At 41.6% G+C, this 17422-nt stretch carries 17 protein-coding genes; 4 read left to right on the plus strand and 13 right to left on the minus strand.

From position 1 onward, the window contains the following. Positions 1-133 precede the first annotated feature (133 nt). The 4 genes from HGR01_RS00660 to HGR01_RS00675 all read right to left on the minus strand — a co-directional run bounded on the left by HGR01_RS00660 (position 134) and on the right by HGR01_RS00675 (position 4072). Positions 134-733 carry a hypothetical protein gene (locus HGR01_RS00660; RefSeq protein WP_045867832.1) on the minus strand — a complete coding sequence of 200 codons (600 nt, stop codon included), beginning with the start codon at positions 731-733 and terminating at the stop codon, positions 134-136. Further along, positions 730-2100 (minus strand): DUF2254 domain-containing protein, encoded by a 1371-nt coding sequence (locus HGR01_RS00665; RefSeq protein ID WP_045867833.1) that lies wholly within the window; start codon positions 2098-2100, stop codon positions 730-732. Before HGR01_RS00665 ends, HGR01_RS00660 begins: the two co-directional genes overlap by 4 nt. Then, the gene (locus tag HGR01_RS00670) at positions 2097-3104 is read right to left on the minus strand and encodes a mechanosensitive ion channel family protein (RefSeq protein WP_045867834.1); all 1008 of its coding nucleotides are present in this window, start codon (positions 3102-3104) and stop codon (positions 2097-2099) included. The genes HGR01_RS00665 and HGR01_RS00670 overlap by 4 nt, the downstream gene beginning before the upstream one ends. Positions 3105-3412: 308 nt before the next feature. After that, the gene (locus tag HGR01_RS00675; RefSeq protein WP_045867835.1) at positions 3413-4072 is read right to left on the minus strand and encodes a general stress protein; all 660 of its coding nucleotides are present in this window, start codon (positions 4070-4072) and stop codon (positions 3413-3415) included. A 490-nt stretch (positions 4073-4562) separates the two neighbouring features. On the opposite strand from HGR01_RS00675, the gene HGR01_RS00680 reads away from it, so the two are divergent. Then, the gene (locus HGR01_RS00680) at positions 4563-5204 is read left to right on the plus strand and encodes a peptidoglycan-binding domain-containing protein (protein WP_045867836.1); all 642 of its coding nucleotides are present in this window, start codon (positions 4563-4565) and stop codon (positions 5202-5204) included. Here HGR01_RS00680 and HGR01_RS00685 read toward each other — a convergent pair. After that, positions 5187-5315 (minus strand): hypothetical protein, encoded by a 129-nt coding sequence (locus HGR01_RS00685; RefSeq protein ID WP_255325138.1) that lies wholly within the window; start codon positions 5313-5315, stop codon positions 5187-5189. The genes HGR01_RS00680 and HGR01_RS00685 overlap by 18 nt on opposite strands. Before the next feature lie 97 nt (positions 5316-5412). Here HGR01_RS00685 and HGR01_RS00690 point away from each other — a divergent pair, with 97 nt between their 5' ends. Continuing rightward, entirely contained in the window at positions 5413-6786 is a 1374-nt protein-coding gene (locus tag HGR01_RS00690) for a cbb3-type cytochrome c oxidase subunit I (protein WP_235623018.1), read from the plus strand. A 177-nt stretch (positions 6787-6963) separates the two neighbouring features. Continuing rightward, positions 6964-7566 (plus strand): heme-copper oxidase subunit III, encoded by a 603-nt coding sequence (locus tag HGR01_RS00695; protein ID WP_045867837.1) that lies wholly within the window; start codon positions 6964-6966, stop codon positions 7564-7566. A gap of 233 nt (positions 7567-7799) precedes the next feature. On the opposite strand, the gene HGR01_RS00700 is transcribed toward HGR01_RS00695, so the two are convergent. The 8 genes from HGR01_RS00700 to HGR01_RS00735 form a co-directional block, all read right to left on the minus strand. Further along, complete coding sequence (locus HGR01_RS00700; RefSeq protein ID WP_045867838.1) at positions 7800-8039, minus strand: hypothetical protein; 240 nt, start codon at positions 8037-8039, stop codon at positions 7800-7802. A 750-nt stretch (positions 8040-8789) separates the two neighbouring features. Continuing rightward, on the minus strand, positions 8790-12068 hold the full coding sequence (locus tag HGR01_RS00705) for an efflux RND transporter permease subunit (protein ID WP_045867839.1): 3279 nt from the start codon (positions 12066-12068) through the stop codon (positions 8790-8792). A gap of 223 nt (positions 12069-12291) precedes the next feature. Continuing rightward, positions 12292-13725: an efflux RND transporter periplasmic adaptor subunit gene (locus tag HGR01_RS00710; RefSeq protein ID WP_210403057.1), complete on the minus strand. Its 1434-nt coding sequence runs from the start codon at positions 13723-13725 to the stop codon at positions 12292-12294. 40 nt (positions 13726-13765) lie between these two features. After that, the gene (locus HGR01_RS00715; protein WP_052335040.1) at positions 13766-14113 is read right to left on the minus strand and encodes a rhodanese-like domain-containing protein; all 348 of its coding nucleotides are present in this window, start codon (positions 14111-14113) and stop codon (positions 13766-13768) included. 192 nt (positions 14114-14305) lie between these two features. Beyond that, positions 14306-14701, minus strand: a complete 396-nt coding sequence (locus tag HGR01_RS00720; RefSeq protein ID WP_045867840.1) for a hypothetical protein — start codon at positions 14699-14701, stop codon at positions 14306-14308. Between the two features lie 85 nt (positions 14702-14786). Continuing rightward, positions 14787-15080 (minus strand): ArsR/SmtB family transcription factor, encoded by a 294-nt coding sequence (locus HGR01_RS00725; RefSeq protein WP_045867841.1) that lies wholly within the window; start codon positions 15078-15080, stop codon positions 14787-14789. A 16-nt stretch (positions 15081-15096) separates the two neighbouring features. Continuing rightward, on the minus strand, positions 15097-15384 hold the full coding sequence (locus HGR01_RS00730) for a DUF4405 domain-containing protein (protein WP_045867842.1): 288 nt from the start codon (positions 15382-15384) through the stop codon (positions 15097-15099). A gap of 78 nt (positions 15385-15462) precedes the next feature. Further along, positions 15463-16770 (minus strand): NAD(P)/FAD-dependent oxidoreductase, encoded by a 1308-nt coding sequence (locus HGR01_RS00735; protein ID WP_045867843.1) that lies wholly within the window; start codon positions 16768-16770, stop codon positions 15463-15465. A 303-nt stretch (positions 16771-17073) separates the two neighbouring features. Between HGR01_RS00735 and HGR01_RS00740 the strand changes: the two genes are divergently transcribed. Then, entirely contained in the window at positions 17074-17304 is a 231-nt protein-coding gene (locus tag HGR01_RS00740; RefSeq protein WP_194007712.1) for a hypothetical protein, read from the plus strand. Positions 17305-17422 lie beyond the last annotated feature (118 nt).

The following is a 17422-nucleotide window of genomic DNA, read 5'->3' on the forward strand; positions in this document are numbered from 1 at the left end:
GTGGATTAATATCAATATTTTGGTAATTTCTTCGCCATGCCCTATGCCCTTTGCCCCATGCCCAAAAACTCCATCCCCTTGTGGGTGGAGTTTTTGATGATTCCTAATTCTTACTTAGCTTTCAATTAATTTATTACCTACCTCCACTAGTAAGTGAATACTCAGATTTTGTTTGGGGATTTGTCCATTCTTGTAATCCCCAAAGACTAATTAAAGCTGCTAAACCAGCCCCTAAAGAGTCCATAATTAAATCGATGATGGTATCATCTAAGCTGACAATCACTTCAGTACTCAAAATTTTGCCAGCCGACCATTCTATAACCTCCCATACAGCACCAATGGCAATACCAAAACTGGCAATAGTTAGCAAATATAAAAGTGTATGATTCCGAAAAATATTCAACATAGAACTATACACTAAAAAACTCAATGCTAAGGTAATCGAAAAAGTTGTATAACAATGAACAATTTCGTCATAGGGCCCCGGCATATTAAATAAACCCCAAACCCAACCGAGCGCATTTAGCAAAGCTGCTACTACAAATAAACAATCAAATAAAGTTGGTAATTTGTCATCTCGAATCACAAATACCAAAGATGCTATCAAAAAAAATCCTAAAGCTAAGGCATTCAACCAATTACCCTGAACTGATGCAAAAATTACAAAGATTGCCAATAGTGCTTGTCCTAACCAAGCTAATGCTCGATATCCTCGCCAATTTATACTTTTCATCTTTTGCTCTTATGTTCTATAAAATTCCAATTTTTAATCGCTTTGTTGTAGTCTAAAGCTTTAATTACTGCATGATACTGTCGCTCTACATCTTGGCGGTCTTGCTCTTGTAAAAGTCCTTCTCGACTATCTTGCAAAATCATGTCAGCATGACGCTTGAGGGATGTACAATATTGGCGATTGTTTGTATAGTTAGCAATAGTTTCTATAGCTTCTAACAACCTAATAGTTACTCCTACATCCGATTTACCATACTGCCGAATTTGGTTAAAGGCACGATCGAGTAATCCTGTAAAATTAGTTCCTGGAGCAATAATGCGTAGTTTTTGGTTTTGATCGTAGCGGTAAGGTGATGGAAAATCCCTTTGAACTAAATGACAAAAACCTGCACTGAGTCTGTCAATACAACGAATTGCTGTAAATGGATCGTTGATGCCAGGAGAGATGGCACGCAAGGCAATTTCTACTAATTGAACGATGGGAAATTCTATATCTTGTTGCTCTGTACGTTCTATACCTAAAATAAAAGCATCATTGATTTGTTTGACAAGTTTGGCCTTCACTCTTTCTTCTGGAAAAACTCTAACTAAATCGCTACCTCTAACTACAAATTTTCCTGGTCGAGTTTCCAAGCGAATCAGCAGATTATACTTGCAAGCAATATTCATAATTTCTGCATCATCTATAGCTTGCAGATAACCTGTTTTTATCCCTGGAATAGGGTATGATTCCTCTTCAAAAGAAGTGGGAATTGATTCAGTAGCATCTTGTTCGGTTTGACCTTCTCCAACTTTTTCTGGAAACAGGCGCTCGATTGTTTTATCTAAATCATCACTGACATTGATAATGATGTGAGATGCCTGAATAATAGTTGAAGCATGATGGATAAAATAAATCAGGACACCAATGCTAATAATTGCTAGTAAAATACCGACTGTCACAGATAGTTGCGGCACAAATAGACTGTATCCGTCCCCTTCTCCATGAATTGTCCGCAGTACCAGCAAGCAGTAAATAAACGTACTAATAAATGTGCCTAGCGCCAATTGATTACCCGTATCTTGCATAAAATTACGTAGTAATCGGGGGCCAAAATTTGACGCAGCCAGCTGCAGGGCAACGATTGTAATTGAAAAGGCTGTAGCCGCAACACTTACCATCGAACCTGCTACAGCTTCCAAAAGCGATCGCGCTCCATCTGCACCACCAGTATAAATCCACCAGTAATTAATATCTGCATTGCCAGAACGGTCAAGACTGAGCATAATGAACGCCAAAGCTGTAGCCGCCACCGCCATGACTGCGGGAATAAACCAGTAGCTTGAGTGCAGTTGATCCCAAAGCTTGCTTAACTTAACGTTTTTCATTGTTCGTCAAATTGAGAATCTATGTTGCCATTACCGTCATTAGAAGAACGTTTTTGTGCCAGTAACCTCAGAGAATAACTGATGCGGCGAGGCTTTGGTACTTCCCGATTACCAGCCGGCCACCCTTCACGCTGACTTTGGCGATCGCCATCTGTCTCTTCGGTTTGGTCGTGAAATAAAATTTGTTGGGTGGGGAAAGGTAAATCTATACCATTGGCGGTGAGGGTTTTCTTGATTGCAGTGAGGACGCGATCGCGTGAAGTCAGATCGTCGGCTCTTCTGGGTGGTTTAATCCACCAACGGGCGCGGATATTCACAGTACTTTCAGCTAATTCCATCACCAATACATCAGGTGCAGGATCTGACAACACCTCATCAACACTCTGCATTGCTTGGAAAATTAATTGCTTGGCTCGGTCAATATCATCACCATAACCAATGCCGACATCATACTCTAAACGACGGCTTTCAAAGGCAGTATTTACAGTCACAGAATTGGTGAACAATTCGGAGTTAGGAATCACAATCCGCCGACCATCATAAGTTCTAATTGTGGTGGCGCGGGTCTCAATATTTTCTACAGTTCCTTCAAAGTTTTTAAAGACTATTTGGTCATTAATTTGAAAAGGTTCAGTGAGTAAAATTAAAATTCCTGCTAAAAAGTTCTGCAAAATATCGCGGAAGGCAAAACCAATTGCTACCCCACTGATTCCTAAAAGTTGCACTAAATCACCGGCTCTAAATGTAGGTATGACAATTGATAGAGCGATGAATAGTCCTATTAGAATTGTTGTCCCCTGTGCTAAACGCCCCAGTACTAATCCTAAGTTGCGAGCTTGACGACGGTTTCTTGTTACTCGTTTGACAACTTTCTTAATTGACCTAGCAATCAGAAAGAAGATGACAAAGACAATTAATGCCAACACCATATTTGGAAGCAGTGCAATAAATCCATTGAGCATCTCTTGAATTTGCTTCCAAACTACGGATATTTCTGCATTCATGTTACTTGCTGTGACTGATAAACTAAAGATGAAAATTCCAGCGTTGATGAGTGAAACTGGTAAGCTAATGCGCGCCTAAATTGCATAACTACTCAAGAAGGCTGTTAACTGTTAACGGTTGACTGTCAACGGTCAACGGTCAACAGCCCTCATGAGGGATTGTGCAACTTAAAAGCAGAATAGCTTAGTAAATAGCCAAAAAAAAAGGCTAGTACAGAGCCTACCAGCAATAAAAGACTATTTATTGCTGGTTGACATCCATAACTTTCTTAATCAATGCATTTGCGATCTGCAAAATTGCACTGAAATTAGCGCATCTGTTGACGCTTATCAACAATTTCTACTGGGGAATCATTGCTGGTAGCGGGAGTATCTACAGTTCTTTGGCGATCACCATACATCTGGTCGGCTCTCGAAGGAGTGCGATCGGGAGCATTAGAGATGTTATATGTTCTCCAATCACGAACCCCACGACTTCTGAGAATTGAACCAGCACGCTCAATTTCATCACCAAAGCCTTCCACCATTACCAAATAGTCACCTTGGGAAACGCGATCGCCATAACTTCTGGCTTCTTCCTCAGGAATCCCTAAACCAGTTAGCGCTCCGATAATACCGCCTGCTGCTGCGCCAATCCCAGCACCAGCCAAAGTAGTTGCAAAGGTTCCGGCTGCTAAAAATGGCCCTGCGCCTGGAACCACTAAACTTCCAAGACCGACAAGTAAACCGCCAACACCCCCCAAAACTGTACCTGTGACTGCACCAGCACCAGCACCTTCTCGTGCCTCATTATCACTTGTATCTCTCACCTGAGTACCAGCAATTTGCTCGTTCTGCTCTGTATCTTTCGCCAATACAGAAACTCGATCCATTGAAAAACCTGAGTTTCGCAGTTCATTTAAAGCTTCTTCGGCTGCTTGTCGGCTAGGAAATGTACCAACTGCACGTTTATATTGTTGAGTTGTCATTTTTCCTCCTCAGACTATGACAAATGTATTCACATTTGTTCAATTACTGTTACAGTTTCTCTCCTCAAATCAGAATTTTCATCAGCCAAGAGGTTTACTTGTTATCTATCCAAAGTTAGTATTGCACCAGACAGCAAGGCATAAAATCGCAATCATATAAAGTTGTGAAAATGCGAATTATAGAAAAATTTTGACTATCATCTCTGACCTATGACTGAAGTTAATGAAAAAATAATTAATTATTATCAAATTAATAGTCAAACAAGTAAACCTTTGTAAAAAGTAATTGACAAATAATGCTTTGCTGAGATTTTGAGATATCCAAATTGTTTGTCAAATCCAGCAAAATCAATTACTTGTAAGCGAACATTTACAGCGCATTGAGATAATTGCTGCCAAAACTTTTTTTAATTAGTTTTGTATTTGTGAGCCTTGGTAGATACTTGAGGCTAAAAAATTTTGTTGTCGTTTTTCCAAGGAGTATTAATTTATGAATACTCAATTTATGCGTTCAAAAATTCTTAGAGTTAGCTTGTTCTCAGCATTGGTGTTAGGAGTGCTACCTGTTAGTATGACACCAGCTAGAGGACAAACAAGCTCTACACTTACCAACATCATAGCTGATGGTAAACTCACTGAATATTCACCATCAACTGCACCTATACTTGTTCGTGGTACTGTGACACCGGCGCTCAGAGATGTACAAATCTTCCTGAAGCAGCAAGGATTTTACAATGGAGCGATTGATGGGATATATGGGCCTAATACATATTCTGCCGTAATCACATTTCAGCGATCGCGTAATTTAACTGCCGATGGTCGAATTGGCCAAAACACTTGGGAGGCATTGCTGGATGCCTATAATCGCAACACTCCTGTCAATTCTAATAACCTCAGCCAATACTCGCCAAACACTGCACCTATTCTGACGATTGGTAGCCAGGGTCAAGCTGTTAAGGATATCCAAGCATTTCTGAAACAGCAAGGGTATTATACAGGTGCAGTTGATGGCATATATGGTTCTGCAACTGCTGCATCTGTAGAAGCATTCCAGCAACGTGATGCCAATTTACAAAATGATGGCATTGTTGGTCGAAATACTTGGAGTACCATCCTAGATACTGTAAGTTAGTCTCAACAGTAGCGATCGCACCATTCTCATAACAATCATATGGCGATCGCTATTACCGCCATAGCAAAAAAGCCAGATTGTTTCATTGCCTGTGCGTAAGGCAAATTTCAAAACTTACGTATAGTCACCCGATATTTCAGCATCGGATCTGTAGGTGTCCCTTGTAAACTCATCTTTAGTAGGTTTTGCTAACTATTTAGTGCCCTTGATGATTGGGGCACGAGACATGGCCTTTCCCCGCCTCAACGCCGTTGCTTTTTGGATGGTGCCGGTAGTCGGGATTCTTTTGATGGCTAGCTTCTTTGTTCCTGGCGGCCCTGCCCAAGCTGGTTGGTGGGCTTATCCCCCAGTTAGTTTGCAAAACCCCACAGGTAACTTAATTAATGGTCAAGTTGTCTGGTTATTAGCGGTAGCAATATCTGGTGTCTCCTCAATTATGGGGGCAGTTAACTTTGTCACCACCATCGTTAAGATGCGGGCACCAGGTATGGGCTTTTTTAAAATGCCCCTATTCGTTTGGGCAGTATTTAGTGCCCAAATTATCCAACTTTTTGGTCTACCTGCCTTGACAGCTGGTGCCGTCATGTTGCTACTAGACCTCACTGCTGGCACAGCCTTTTTTGACCCCAGCAAAGGCGGGAACCCAGTCATGTTTCAACACTACTTCTGGTTCTATTCCCACCCTGCCGTTTATGTGATCATTCTGCCCATCTTCGGCATCTTCTCCGAAATCTTCCCTGTTTATAGCCGCAAACCTTTATTTGGTTACAAAGTAGTTGCAATTTCCTCTTTGTTAATTGCAGTCGTTAGCGCCATTGTTTGGGTACACCATTTGTATGTCAGTGGTACACCAGCTTGGATGCGGATGCTGTTCATGGTAACCACAATGTTGGTATCTGTACCGACTGGCATTAAGGTGTTTGCTTGGGTAGCAACAATTTGGGGTGGAAAGATGCGCTTAACTACACCCATGCTATTTGCCTTGGGTGCATTAATCATGTTCGTCTTCGCAGGTATCGTTGGCATTATGCTTTCCTCAGTACCTGTGGATGTGCATGTCAATAACACCTATTTCGTAGTTGGTCACTTCCACTATGTCCTATTCGGAACAGTGACAATGGGCTTGTATGCAGCCATCTACCACTGGTTCCCCAAAATGACCGGACGGATGTACTACGAAAGCTGGGGCAAATTGCACTTCTGGTTAACATTCATTGGTACTAACCTCAACTTCTTACCCATGCACCCATTAGGATTGCAAGGGATGTTACGCCGGATTTCTTCCTACGCACCAGAGTATGAATTCTGGAATATCATTGCTAGTCTTGGCTCATTCCTCTTAGGAATGTCTACCTTGCCCTTCATTTTCAATATGGTAGTTTCCTGGATGCATGGTCAAAAAGCACCTGCTAATCCTTGGCGCGCTATTGGTTTGGAATGGTTGGTTGCTTCTCCACCACCAGTAGAAAACTTTGAAGAAATCCCTATCGTCATCAGCGAACCCTACGGCTACGGTAAGTCTGAACCATTGACTGCTAACATTCAGGCCCCGTCTGATTCCGCCTACAAGCCGTTCGCTTGAGGCAAGTAATTTTTAACCGCAGAGGAAGCAGGGTTAACGCTGAGTAACGCGGAGTTTCATATCTGTTAGTCCTCCGCGTCCTCTGCGGTTCGTTTATTACCCTCTGCAATCAAGGTGCTGACTACGTTGTCTTCTCTCAGCACTCATTACTGAATTTGGTTAAGGAGAATTTCCGCAATGGACAGTTATCTCACTTCTGGGGAGTCTCATCACATAAGTGGTGAACATACCCACGACGAAGAAGGCAATAAGATGTTTGGCTTCATCGTCTTCTTGCTATCAGAAAGTGTTATTTTCCTGAGCTTTTTCGCTGGATATATTGTTTACAAAATCACGACTCCTAACTGGCTACCGGCTGGTGTCTCTGGATTAGAAATTAAAGACCCCGCAATCAATACAGTGATTCTGGTTTCCAGTAGTTTCGTGATTTACTTGGCCGAACGTGCTTTGCAACGTCACGACTTACTGAAATTTCGTCTGTTTCTTGCAGCTACAATGGCTATGGGTAGCTACTTTTTATTAGGACAGGCACTTGAATGGCACAGCCTCGCCTTTGGTTTTACTTCTGGCGTTTTCGGTGGGATGTTCTATTTGCTTACAGGCTTTCACGGTTTGCACGTACTTACCGGGATTTTGCTACAGTCGATTATTCTGGTACGCTCTTTTAATCCAGGTAATTATGATACTGGTCACTTTGGTGTCAATGCAACTTCATTGTTTTGGCACTTTGTTGATGTGATCTGGATTGTGTTGTTTATTCTGATTTACATTTGGCAGTAAACTGCAATTTCAATAAGTTTCCTGCCAGAGGTAAAGCCCTCTTGATTTAATTCCCAGGCTGAACCATATTTAACCATAGCAAGTAGTGAATTAGTGAGATATACAAGTAAGGGTACAACAATGTTGTACCCTTACAAATTTAATAGATTTAATATTAATGGTGGTAAACAAGCACCTACATTTTTGCGTTTGTAACTCAAGTCTATAAAACAGATTATTTCAACCAGTGATGGCTAATTTAATTTTATCCAGGGCTGCTGTTGACTTTTGAGGCGTAAGATTTGAATGTTGTAGAGACAATTATCAATAAGACTTTGATTATGCAAATTTTCTTCGATTGTTTTTAAATAATGTTCAATTTCTGCAGCCAATAATTTATTAGGCAGATATTTCAGTCTTTCACGCATTAAATCTATCCAGACTTCTGTTTCTTGTTGTTCTGGACTTGTAAAATGATGTTGCTCGTTCACCATTATCTAATATTGAATCGATGAATAATCCGATAAATTCAATCATATCCTTTGCATTATTAAAATGTGTAAGTATTTCCACTATAAATTTTTGATAAAGTAGTTTGATTGTTTTTAATCAAGTCTTGTCTAATCAGGCTTTTACAACTATATGAAATTTTTAGCCTAGTATTTTTTAAAATATTTCTGTCAAATTTTATACAAAATTTATATATTTTAACCAGAATAGTACAAGAATTTTGTTGCTTGTATTCATCTGTTTCATCCTGTTTTAGATTTATATTAGATGGAAAATCAGATTGGAATTTTCAAAAAATATAAGATTACTTCCATTTAAAAAAAGAATGCGACAGATTGTAGGGGCAAGGCACTGCCCATTGGTGTCAACTTAACGTGAAACCCGCTTTTTAGCTAGGTTTTCGCCCTCACCCCCAACCCCTCTCCCGCCGGGAGAGGGGAGCAAGAGATTTAATTCCCCTTCTCCCCCAGGAGAAGGGGTTAGGGGATGAGGGCGCGAGGTATTTGTACAACGCCCGCCCTATATAGCTTTTAGCTTAAGTTGACACAGGTGGGCACTGCCTTGCCCTCTAGAATATTATTGATGTGTCGCAAACATCATTTGACTTCGTGTAAGCATTACAAGTGCTATAGGAATCTGATTTGATTTCTGAAAAAATCTCAGCTTTGGTACGGATGCGTTACGCTATTGCTAACGCATCCTACATTATTGCAACAATCAAATCTGAGTAATATTTAATTGACAATTGCAGAGGGGATAGGGATAGCTTTTGGTTTTGATTTTTTACCTCGCCAGACTTTGTAATATAAAATTGGTACGGCTGACCGCGATAATAATAAAGAAGCGACTTCACCAGCCATTAAGGAAATTGCTAATCCTTGGAAAATTGGGTCAGTTAAAATAATTGCGGAACCAACTATCACGGCTGCTGCTGTGAGCAACATCGGGCGAAATCGCACTGCACCTGCATCTATTACTGCCTCTTCTAGAGGTATTCCTTCTTTCAGACGCAATTCAATAAAATCTACTAAAATAATTGAGTTTCGCACTACAATTCCGGCTCCAGCGATAAAGCCAATCATGGAGGTTGCGCTGAAAAATGCTCCCATTAGCCAGTGGGCTGGCATAATTCCTACTAAAGAAAAGGGAATTGCTGCCATAATTACTAAGGGAGTTACAAAGGACTGGAACCAGCCAACTACTAAGGCATAAATTAACACCAACACTACAGCAAAAGCAATTCCTAAATCGCGGAATACTTCAAAGGTAACGTGCCATTCACCATCCCATTTAATGCCAAATTTTTCTGTAGTTGGGGGTTGTTCGGTGAAGTGGGTAGTAATGTTATAGCCTTTAGTATGGGAGAGTTTATCTATTTGAGATTGCACATTGAGCATGGCATACACTGCACTCTCGACTTTCCCGGCAACATCAGCCGTAACATAAACTACAGGCTTTAAGTTTTTGTGATAAATACTGTGATTGGCTGTGGTCTTTTCCGTTTGAATTAAGTCACTGACAGCGACTAAATTACCATTTACTCCCTTCATCTTTAAAGATTTCAGGTCTGCTAAACTGGTGCGATTTGCTTGATTTAGCCGTAAGTTAATGGCGATATCTTCACGAGAGTTGGCATCATGGAGTAAACCCACATTTTGACCAGAAAGAGCAATTTGTAACACTTGAGAAATTTGCGCTGGACTAATACCATTGAGGGCGGCTTTTTCTCGGTCAATTACTAATTGATATTCTGTTTGTGGTGATTCCATATACCAATCTACATCCACAATATCAGCAGTATTCTTGTAAATTTGGCGAATTTGTTGGGCTAGTTCAATTTGTTTCTCATAATCTGCACCGTAGACTTCGGTAACCAAAGTTTGCAACACTGGCGGCCCTGGGGGTATTTCTGCTACTTGCACACGACCGTTATACTTATCAGCAATTTGCTTTAAGTTAGGGCGGATAGCTTTAGCAATATCATGGCTTTGCCGACTGCGTTCCCCCTTCGGTAAAAAGTTCACCTGCATATCTGCGATATTCGCACCGGAACGCAAAAAGTAATGTCGCACCAAGCCATTGAAGTTGTAAGGCGACGCAGTACCAACATAGCTTTGATAGTTCGTGACTTCTGGTACTGTGGTGAGATATTGCCCCATTTCTTTCGTTACCCTAGCCGTTTGTTCTAGGGTTGTCCCTTCCGGCATATTGAGGACAATCTGTAATTCGCTTTTGTTGTCGTAGGGTAACATTTTCAGGATTACTAACCGAAATCCCGCTAATCCCAAGGCTGCGATTAATAACGCCAGTGTCACCGCAATAAAGGCGTTTCCCCATTGACGACGCGCAATTAACGGCCCCATGAAGCGGCGATAAAGGCGGCTGAGAAAATCTTCCTCTTCATGTCCGTGATTGTGACTATTGTAATTGCCAAAAAAGCGCATCGTTGCCCAAGGCACAACAATAAACGCCACTAAAGCGGAGAATATCATCGCTGCAGAAGCACCCAAAGGAATTGGGCGCATATAAGGCCCCATCAATCCACCGACAAATGCCATTGGCAAAATTGCCGCAATTACGGTTAAAGTCGCCAAAATTGTCGGATTTCCTACTTCGTCTACAGCTTCGAGGACAATTTTTTGTAGTGTCTTTTGGCGGTTGCACGATAACTGCATTCGGGTTTTGTTTTCGGGAAGTTGCAAATGACGACCGACGTTTTCAACAACCACGATCGCATCATCAACTAAAATACCAATGGAAAAAATTAGCGCAAAAAATGTTACGCGGTTCAGGGTAAAGCCATAAAATACAAAGCTGGCGAGAGTCAGGGCTAAGGTTACAGGGATGGAAACTGCCACCACCATCGCCTCTTTTTTACCTAGTGCAAACCACATAAGGAATGTTACAGAAATTACTGCAATACCCATGTGGACTAACAACTCGTTAGAACGTTCGGCGGCGGTTTCGCCATAATCCCGCGTGACTGTTAGCTGTACATAGTTGGGGATGTAATTATGCTGAATTTCCTTTAACTTTTGCAATACATGATGGGAAACTTGAATTGCATTTGCACCTGGACGTTTTGCGATCGCAATTGTCACTGCATCTGCTTCACCCTGAGTTACTTTTTTACCTTGTCCGAAAAATACATAACTAGTTGCTTCTTCTGCACCATCGCTAACAGTAGCGACATCCCGCAAATATACAGGTTGATTATTCGCCACACTCACAACTAAATTTTGTGCATCTTCTGCCGAGCGAATAAAGCTTTGAGTTCTAATTAAGAATGATTGATTATTTTGGCTTAATGCACCGCTTGCTAGTTCGGTATTTTGTAACTGTAATGCTTGGGAAATATCTAAGGGAGTTAATCCAAAGGCATTCAATCTTGTAGGGTCAACTTCGATGCGTAACTGTCGTTTTTGACCACCAATTAAAGTGGTTTCCGATACATCTGGCACCTGCTTGATTTGCTCATCTAATTGAGCAGCAATTTGCCGTAAATCGGTAGAGTTAGCTTGATTACTCCACAGAGTCAGCGTTAGAATCGGTACATCATCAATGGCGCGAGATTTAATTAATGGCTGAGAAACACCAGCCGGAATTTTATCGAAGTTAGCGTATAGCTTGTTATAAAGTTGAACAATAGCATCTTCGGTTTTTTGCCCTACATAAAACCGGACAATGGCAACAGATGAACCAGGGCTAGAAGTTGAATAAACATACTCGACACCAGGTAATTCTTTAATTAACTTCTCCATAGGGAAGGTAATGCGCTGTTCTACTTCCTTGGCAGTTGCACCTGGCATTTGTACGAATACATCCGCCATTGGAACTGTAATTTGCGGTTCTTCTTCGCGGGGTAGAATTATCGTTGCCCCAATGCCTAATAATAATGAAACTAAAATAATTAGGGGAGTTAATTTAGAGTCGATAAATTTTTTGGCTAGTTTGCCAACAAAACCAAGTTTAGATTGATTTTGGATTTTTGGTTCTGAACTTTTACCGTTCATAATACCATTTTGGATTTTAGATTTTGGATTTTGGATTTTGAATTTTCTTCCTCATTCACATAAGATGGGGAAGAAGATAAAGGAACCGCAGATAAACACAGATGAACGCCGATAAATACAGATAGGTCTAGATGAGAAGTATTTAGTTAAGAGGTCTTTTCTCTTTGCGCCTTTGCGCCTACTCTGCGAGAACGACTTCGTCGAATGCGTGAGACAAAACTATTTATTGATTAGCAACAACCTGCTGTCCATCACGCAGTTCTTCAACATTGCTAGTAATAACGCGATCGCCTGCTTCTAACCCGGAGACAATTTCTACTTTGTTCTCTTGCACTTTCCCGGTTTTTACCCAGCGTAATTGAGCAATATCATTAGCCACAATTACATATACTCCTTCTAATTGACCACGCTTAAACACAGCATTTTGCGGAATCATCATCACTGTGCGAGTTTCCCTCGGTAATTCTAAGCGTCCGAACATTCCCGGCATTAATTTATAGGAATTATCTAAGGCGACTTTCACGGTAAAACTACGAGAATTTAAGTTAGCAGAAGGTACAATTTGCCGCACGTGACCAGTAACGGAACGGTTAACACTATCTAGCTGTACTTTCACCTCGTCTCCCAATCTAACTAAGGAAATTAAGGATTCGGGAACTGCAACACTTAAACGTAGTCGATTAGTGCTTTCTAATGTCACTATCGGCTGTCCTGGCCCGGCGATCGCACCGACTTCTGTATGTTTTTTGGTAATCACACCTGCGAAGGGTGCGGTGACAGTGCCATAGTTTAAGTTAGCGAGGGTTTGCTGTTGTCCGGCTTTGGCTTGTTGGACTTGGGAACGTGCTTGTTCTACTCCAGCTTCGGCTTGTTTGACTTGGGAACTGGCTTGTTGTACACCAGCTTTGGCGCGATCAATTCCCCGGTTGGCTTGCTCAATTCCCGCCTTGGCTTGTTTAATCCGCGCTTGAATTAATGCTACCTGTGTATTTGCCTGATCCAACTGTGATTGACTAACTGCACCATCTTTTTGCAGCATTGTCATGCGGCGTTGATTTAATTGGGCATCAGCTAATTGTGCTTGGGCTTCTTGTAATTGAGCTTCGGCTTGTTGTTGTCCGGCTTCGGCTTGATTTAACTGGGCTTCTGCCTGAGTTTTGCTAGCCATTGCTTGGGTTTGCGCCGCCGCCGCCACTGTCACACCCGCTTGCGCTTGGGCGATCGCAGCTAATGCCTGATTCCCTTGGGCTTGGATATCTTTAACATCAATAATAGCCAAGACTTGACCGGCTTTGACTCTGTCGCCTTCTGCCACTGGGAGACTTTTAATTTGTCCTTGAATCCGGCTGGTAGTGGTGACAGTTTCCACAGATTCGATAGTACCAGTGAGGCTGCTGTCACCCGCTATAGATTCTTGAGCAGCCGTTGTAGTTTCCACCTCTAGAGGTTCAAGATGCACCGTTGCAGTTTCCGTTGATTCGGAAGGATGACGCAATAACCAGAACCAAGCCACACCCCCAAATGCAATCGCAAAAACAGTAATCAAAGCAATCATCCCCAGCCGCTTGGGTTTTTTGGGTTGTAGTTCTGGGGCTGGTTCTGGGGTAGTGTCTATATGAGTTGGTTCCAAGTTGAGGGACGATTGATCGTTAAACATAAGATTGATTCTGCTCTTCTATAAATTCAGCATCAAATAGCTAGGGATTGTTTCCCCGTTGCAGAGAATAGCCTAACTGTTGCCATGTCATGATGCCGCCTTGTAAGTTGTAAACCTTACTGTAGCCTTGCTCAATTAACCAATTTGCTGTGGCTAAACTGCGGTGTCCTGACAGGCAAGTGACTACTATGAGTTGGTCTTTAGGAATCTCCTTCAGGATACTGCTTTGAGCGAGGTAACGTGCTCCGGGAATATGCCCAAGAACGTACTCCATCCAACTGCGAGCATCAATAATTATGAATTGTGCTTGCCGCGATCGCAGTTGTCTAGCGCTTAAGCTGAAAGGTTGAGTTTGATTTGGTTGGTTATCTTTGAGAGTACGTTTCATGACAATTTTGGATTTTAGATTGGGAGTAATTTTTGGCGTTGCATAAATGCGGGATAATTTATCTCACGCAGAGGCGCAGAGTGAGAGTAGAGTTTATCTCATGAGGCATTCACAGCAGGTTTTGGCACAACCAAGCATGAAAATCTGTCTTTCTCATGCCCTATGCCCTATGCCCCATGCCCCATGCCCTTTTCATACCCTACCCATAACTGAGAAAGACTTAATAAATGGCCCTGCCATACGTGGATCTTTAATCATGGCAAGATAATCTCCTACACGGAATTGCAACTTGCGTGACATATAAGCCATGCTCAAACCCATCATGTTTAAGCCTTTAGCTACCCACTGTTGCCAATGATCCTTGTCAGCGCGCAGATCCCAGTTGAGTTTTTGCCCATTGTAGATATCTGCATAAACCGCTTTGCCATCCACAATGGTGAGTACACCTCTAGGTTCGGATTCATTTTCAAAGCCATAACCAATTACTGAACTAAAATGAATTTGTTTGAGTGCATCTGCTAACTCAGGCTCTTGATTCCATTTCTCTGCGTAAGCTTGCATCCATGCTTGGGAAAATAATTCTGTCATGTTTTTAACTCCAAGGGATTAGGGATTGGGAACTGGGGACTGGGTAATTGGGACAAACACCAAATGACAAATGACAAATAACAATTCACCTCATAACGTTGCGGAAAAGATGTTTGCACATGGCTAAAAGTTCGGTATCGATCACACGGTAGTAGCGCCATGAACCCTCACGGCGACAAGTTAAGACCCCTGCATCTTTCATTAATTGCAAATGTCTAGAAACATTTCCTTGTTTAAGACCAGTGCGATCGCATATTTCCTGTACGGTCTGCTCTTGATTACATAATGCCCCTAAAATCTGCAATCTTGTGGGTTCTGCAAGAACTTTAAAGCGGCGTGCTAGTAGTTCTAATTCATTGGGGTTGAGTGCAATTTTCATACATCTTTAATAAAGATTATTCCCATAAATTGTGACGATGATCCAAACTTTGTAAAACTTTTTGAGAAATTACAAGATGAATCGTTGTGATACACAAAGCAATTACACCCATGAATAAATGAAGTTTGCCCCATTCATGTTTTAATAAACCGAAAAACCAAGCGATATCCACATCTTTTTCTATAGGGGCAAACCACAATAACAACCCTGTCAAAAATGCCAAACTCCAGCCAGTAATTAGTGCTAAAACATCTACTAAACGAAAGTAAATTTTTAGCTGACTATTGCGCTCGTCGCTGTTCATTGGCTCTCCTCTGGTATCTTTTCGATTGGTGCGTTGCTCTATGCGACAGACAACACACCCTACATCTCTAATTACGATTTATAAATTCATTTTCACAGGTTGAGAATTTGTTGTTAAATCCAACTCTTCAATTGGTTTTACTAGGTCTAAACCCATCATATTCAATCCCCAATGCTCGAACCAAGGCACTGCTAAACCCCAACGCATTTTAGCTAGGAAAAACTTCTCAAAAGCAGTCTTAGCCCAACTTACCCAAAGTCCTTCTTTAGCGATGGCTCTGCGTCTTTGTTTAGTAATTGGATCTGGTAAAACTTGGTCTGCTAAAAATGCAATTCCTGTGTCGCCAAAATCTGCTAAACACAGTGCTTCTAAGGTGGGAGTTACCAAAGGTGGAGAAATTACCTTTAGTTGTACAGCAATGTTATGAGCTACAGCTACTCCCATTGCTTCGGTCATTTGGCCTGTCTTGGGTACACCAATGGGAATGGGAGTTTGTTCTGGTGGTTTGAGTTGGGTAATCACCCCAACACTATAAATTGAAGAAAATTGAGGATGTTGATAAGTGGCTAATACAGGTAAAAATCCTTTTGAATCAGTTAAATTAGGCGCTTCTCTTAAAAAACGCGGCCCTCGGAATGGCGGTAGCAACATACTAAAAGCAAAAGGTAGAGAACGCCCATCAGCTAAGTAAATTGTGTCTTTTCCAATATGGCTAATAGCGGTGTTCTCGAGTACTGTAATTTCTTTTTGTTTGAGTAATTTGGTCACCAATTCCGCAGAATTTGCCATTCCACCAATTCCCAAATGTCCAACATAGGGTTCTGGTGTGACGAAAGTAATGGGGGCGCGACTCCGTATCCCATATCGCCGCAATAGCCAGTCTGTAAGTAATGCAAACTCGTAAGCTGGGCCAAAACAACTAGCTCCAGGTACTGCACCTACTACTATCGGCCCTGGATTTTTCAGAAACTCTTTCCAGCATTCTGCGGCTTTGAGTGCATGAGCTGGATTACACACCGATTGCACATATCCTTGATCCAATCCGGGAATTGCGTCTAGTGCTAATTCTGCACCTGTAGCAATCACCGCATAATCATAAGAAATTACAGTATCGTTGACAACGAGTTGCTGTAACTCTGGCTGAATTTGGCTAACTCCTCCTAATATCCAATCTATTCCTCGATTTACTAACAGCTTTTCTACATCTAATTGAATACTCTCAAGTTCTTTAATATCCAACCCTACCCAAGGTAAGGAAGGAATAAAAGTAAACTTAGGGGTATTGGAAATCAGTGTAATTTGGTGCTCTTTTGGCAGTAGTCGTCGCAGTTCGTAGGTAATGGGTAACCCGCCGATTCCCGCACCAATCACTACAATTCGAGCCATACAATTCCCCCCTGGTAACTATTTAATAAAGCTAGAGTCAACCAGCTCCTCATACTAGTTACAAGGTTCACCTACTGATACCACCATGAGGCGGTTTGCGACTGACATCCTACAGCAGTTTTACCTTATAACTATCATTATATGATATAACTATATAGTAATATAAGTTTTTAGTAAATTAAAATGATAAAAATCTTTACTGGGGATTGGGGCTTGGTGTTTGGTAATGGGTAATTGGGGTTTGGTGTTTGTCATTAATTATTTCTCCCCTTACACCCTTGCGACTCTTCACAGTGCGTTTTTATGTATACATCCTTGCTCTTAGCGTTTAGCGTGTCACTGTTCGCCATCTTTGCCAGATTCTACTTTCGCAAAGAAGAAATAGTAGTTGTGTTGTCCAGCACTATTGCTGTAGTTAGTCTGTTTATCAGTTTTGTTTTAAGTCCTTTGATCTTAAAAATTCTGGTTTTGCTGAGTTCTTTGTGGGGATTGCGGTATTACTGCCGTCAGCGTTCGTGTCAGGATGTAGACTAGGGGCGGGGTAAAGACACGACGAATCGGATAAAGACGCGATGAATCGCGTCTCTACAAGCAATTGCATAATTTATTTTCTGGAAGTTCCTGATGGGTGTCTTAATTTTGAATTTTGTAG

It is taken from the genome of Tolypothrix sp. PCC 7712 (assembly GCF_025860405.1).
GTDB lineage: Bacteria > Cyanobacteriota > Cyanobacteriia > Cyanobacteriales > Nostocaceae > Aulosira > Aulosira diplosiphon.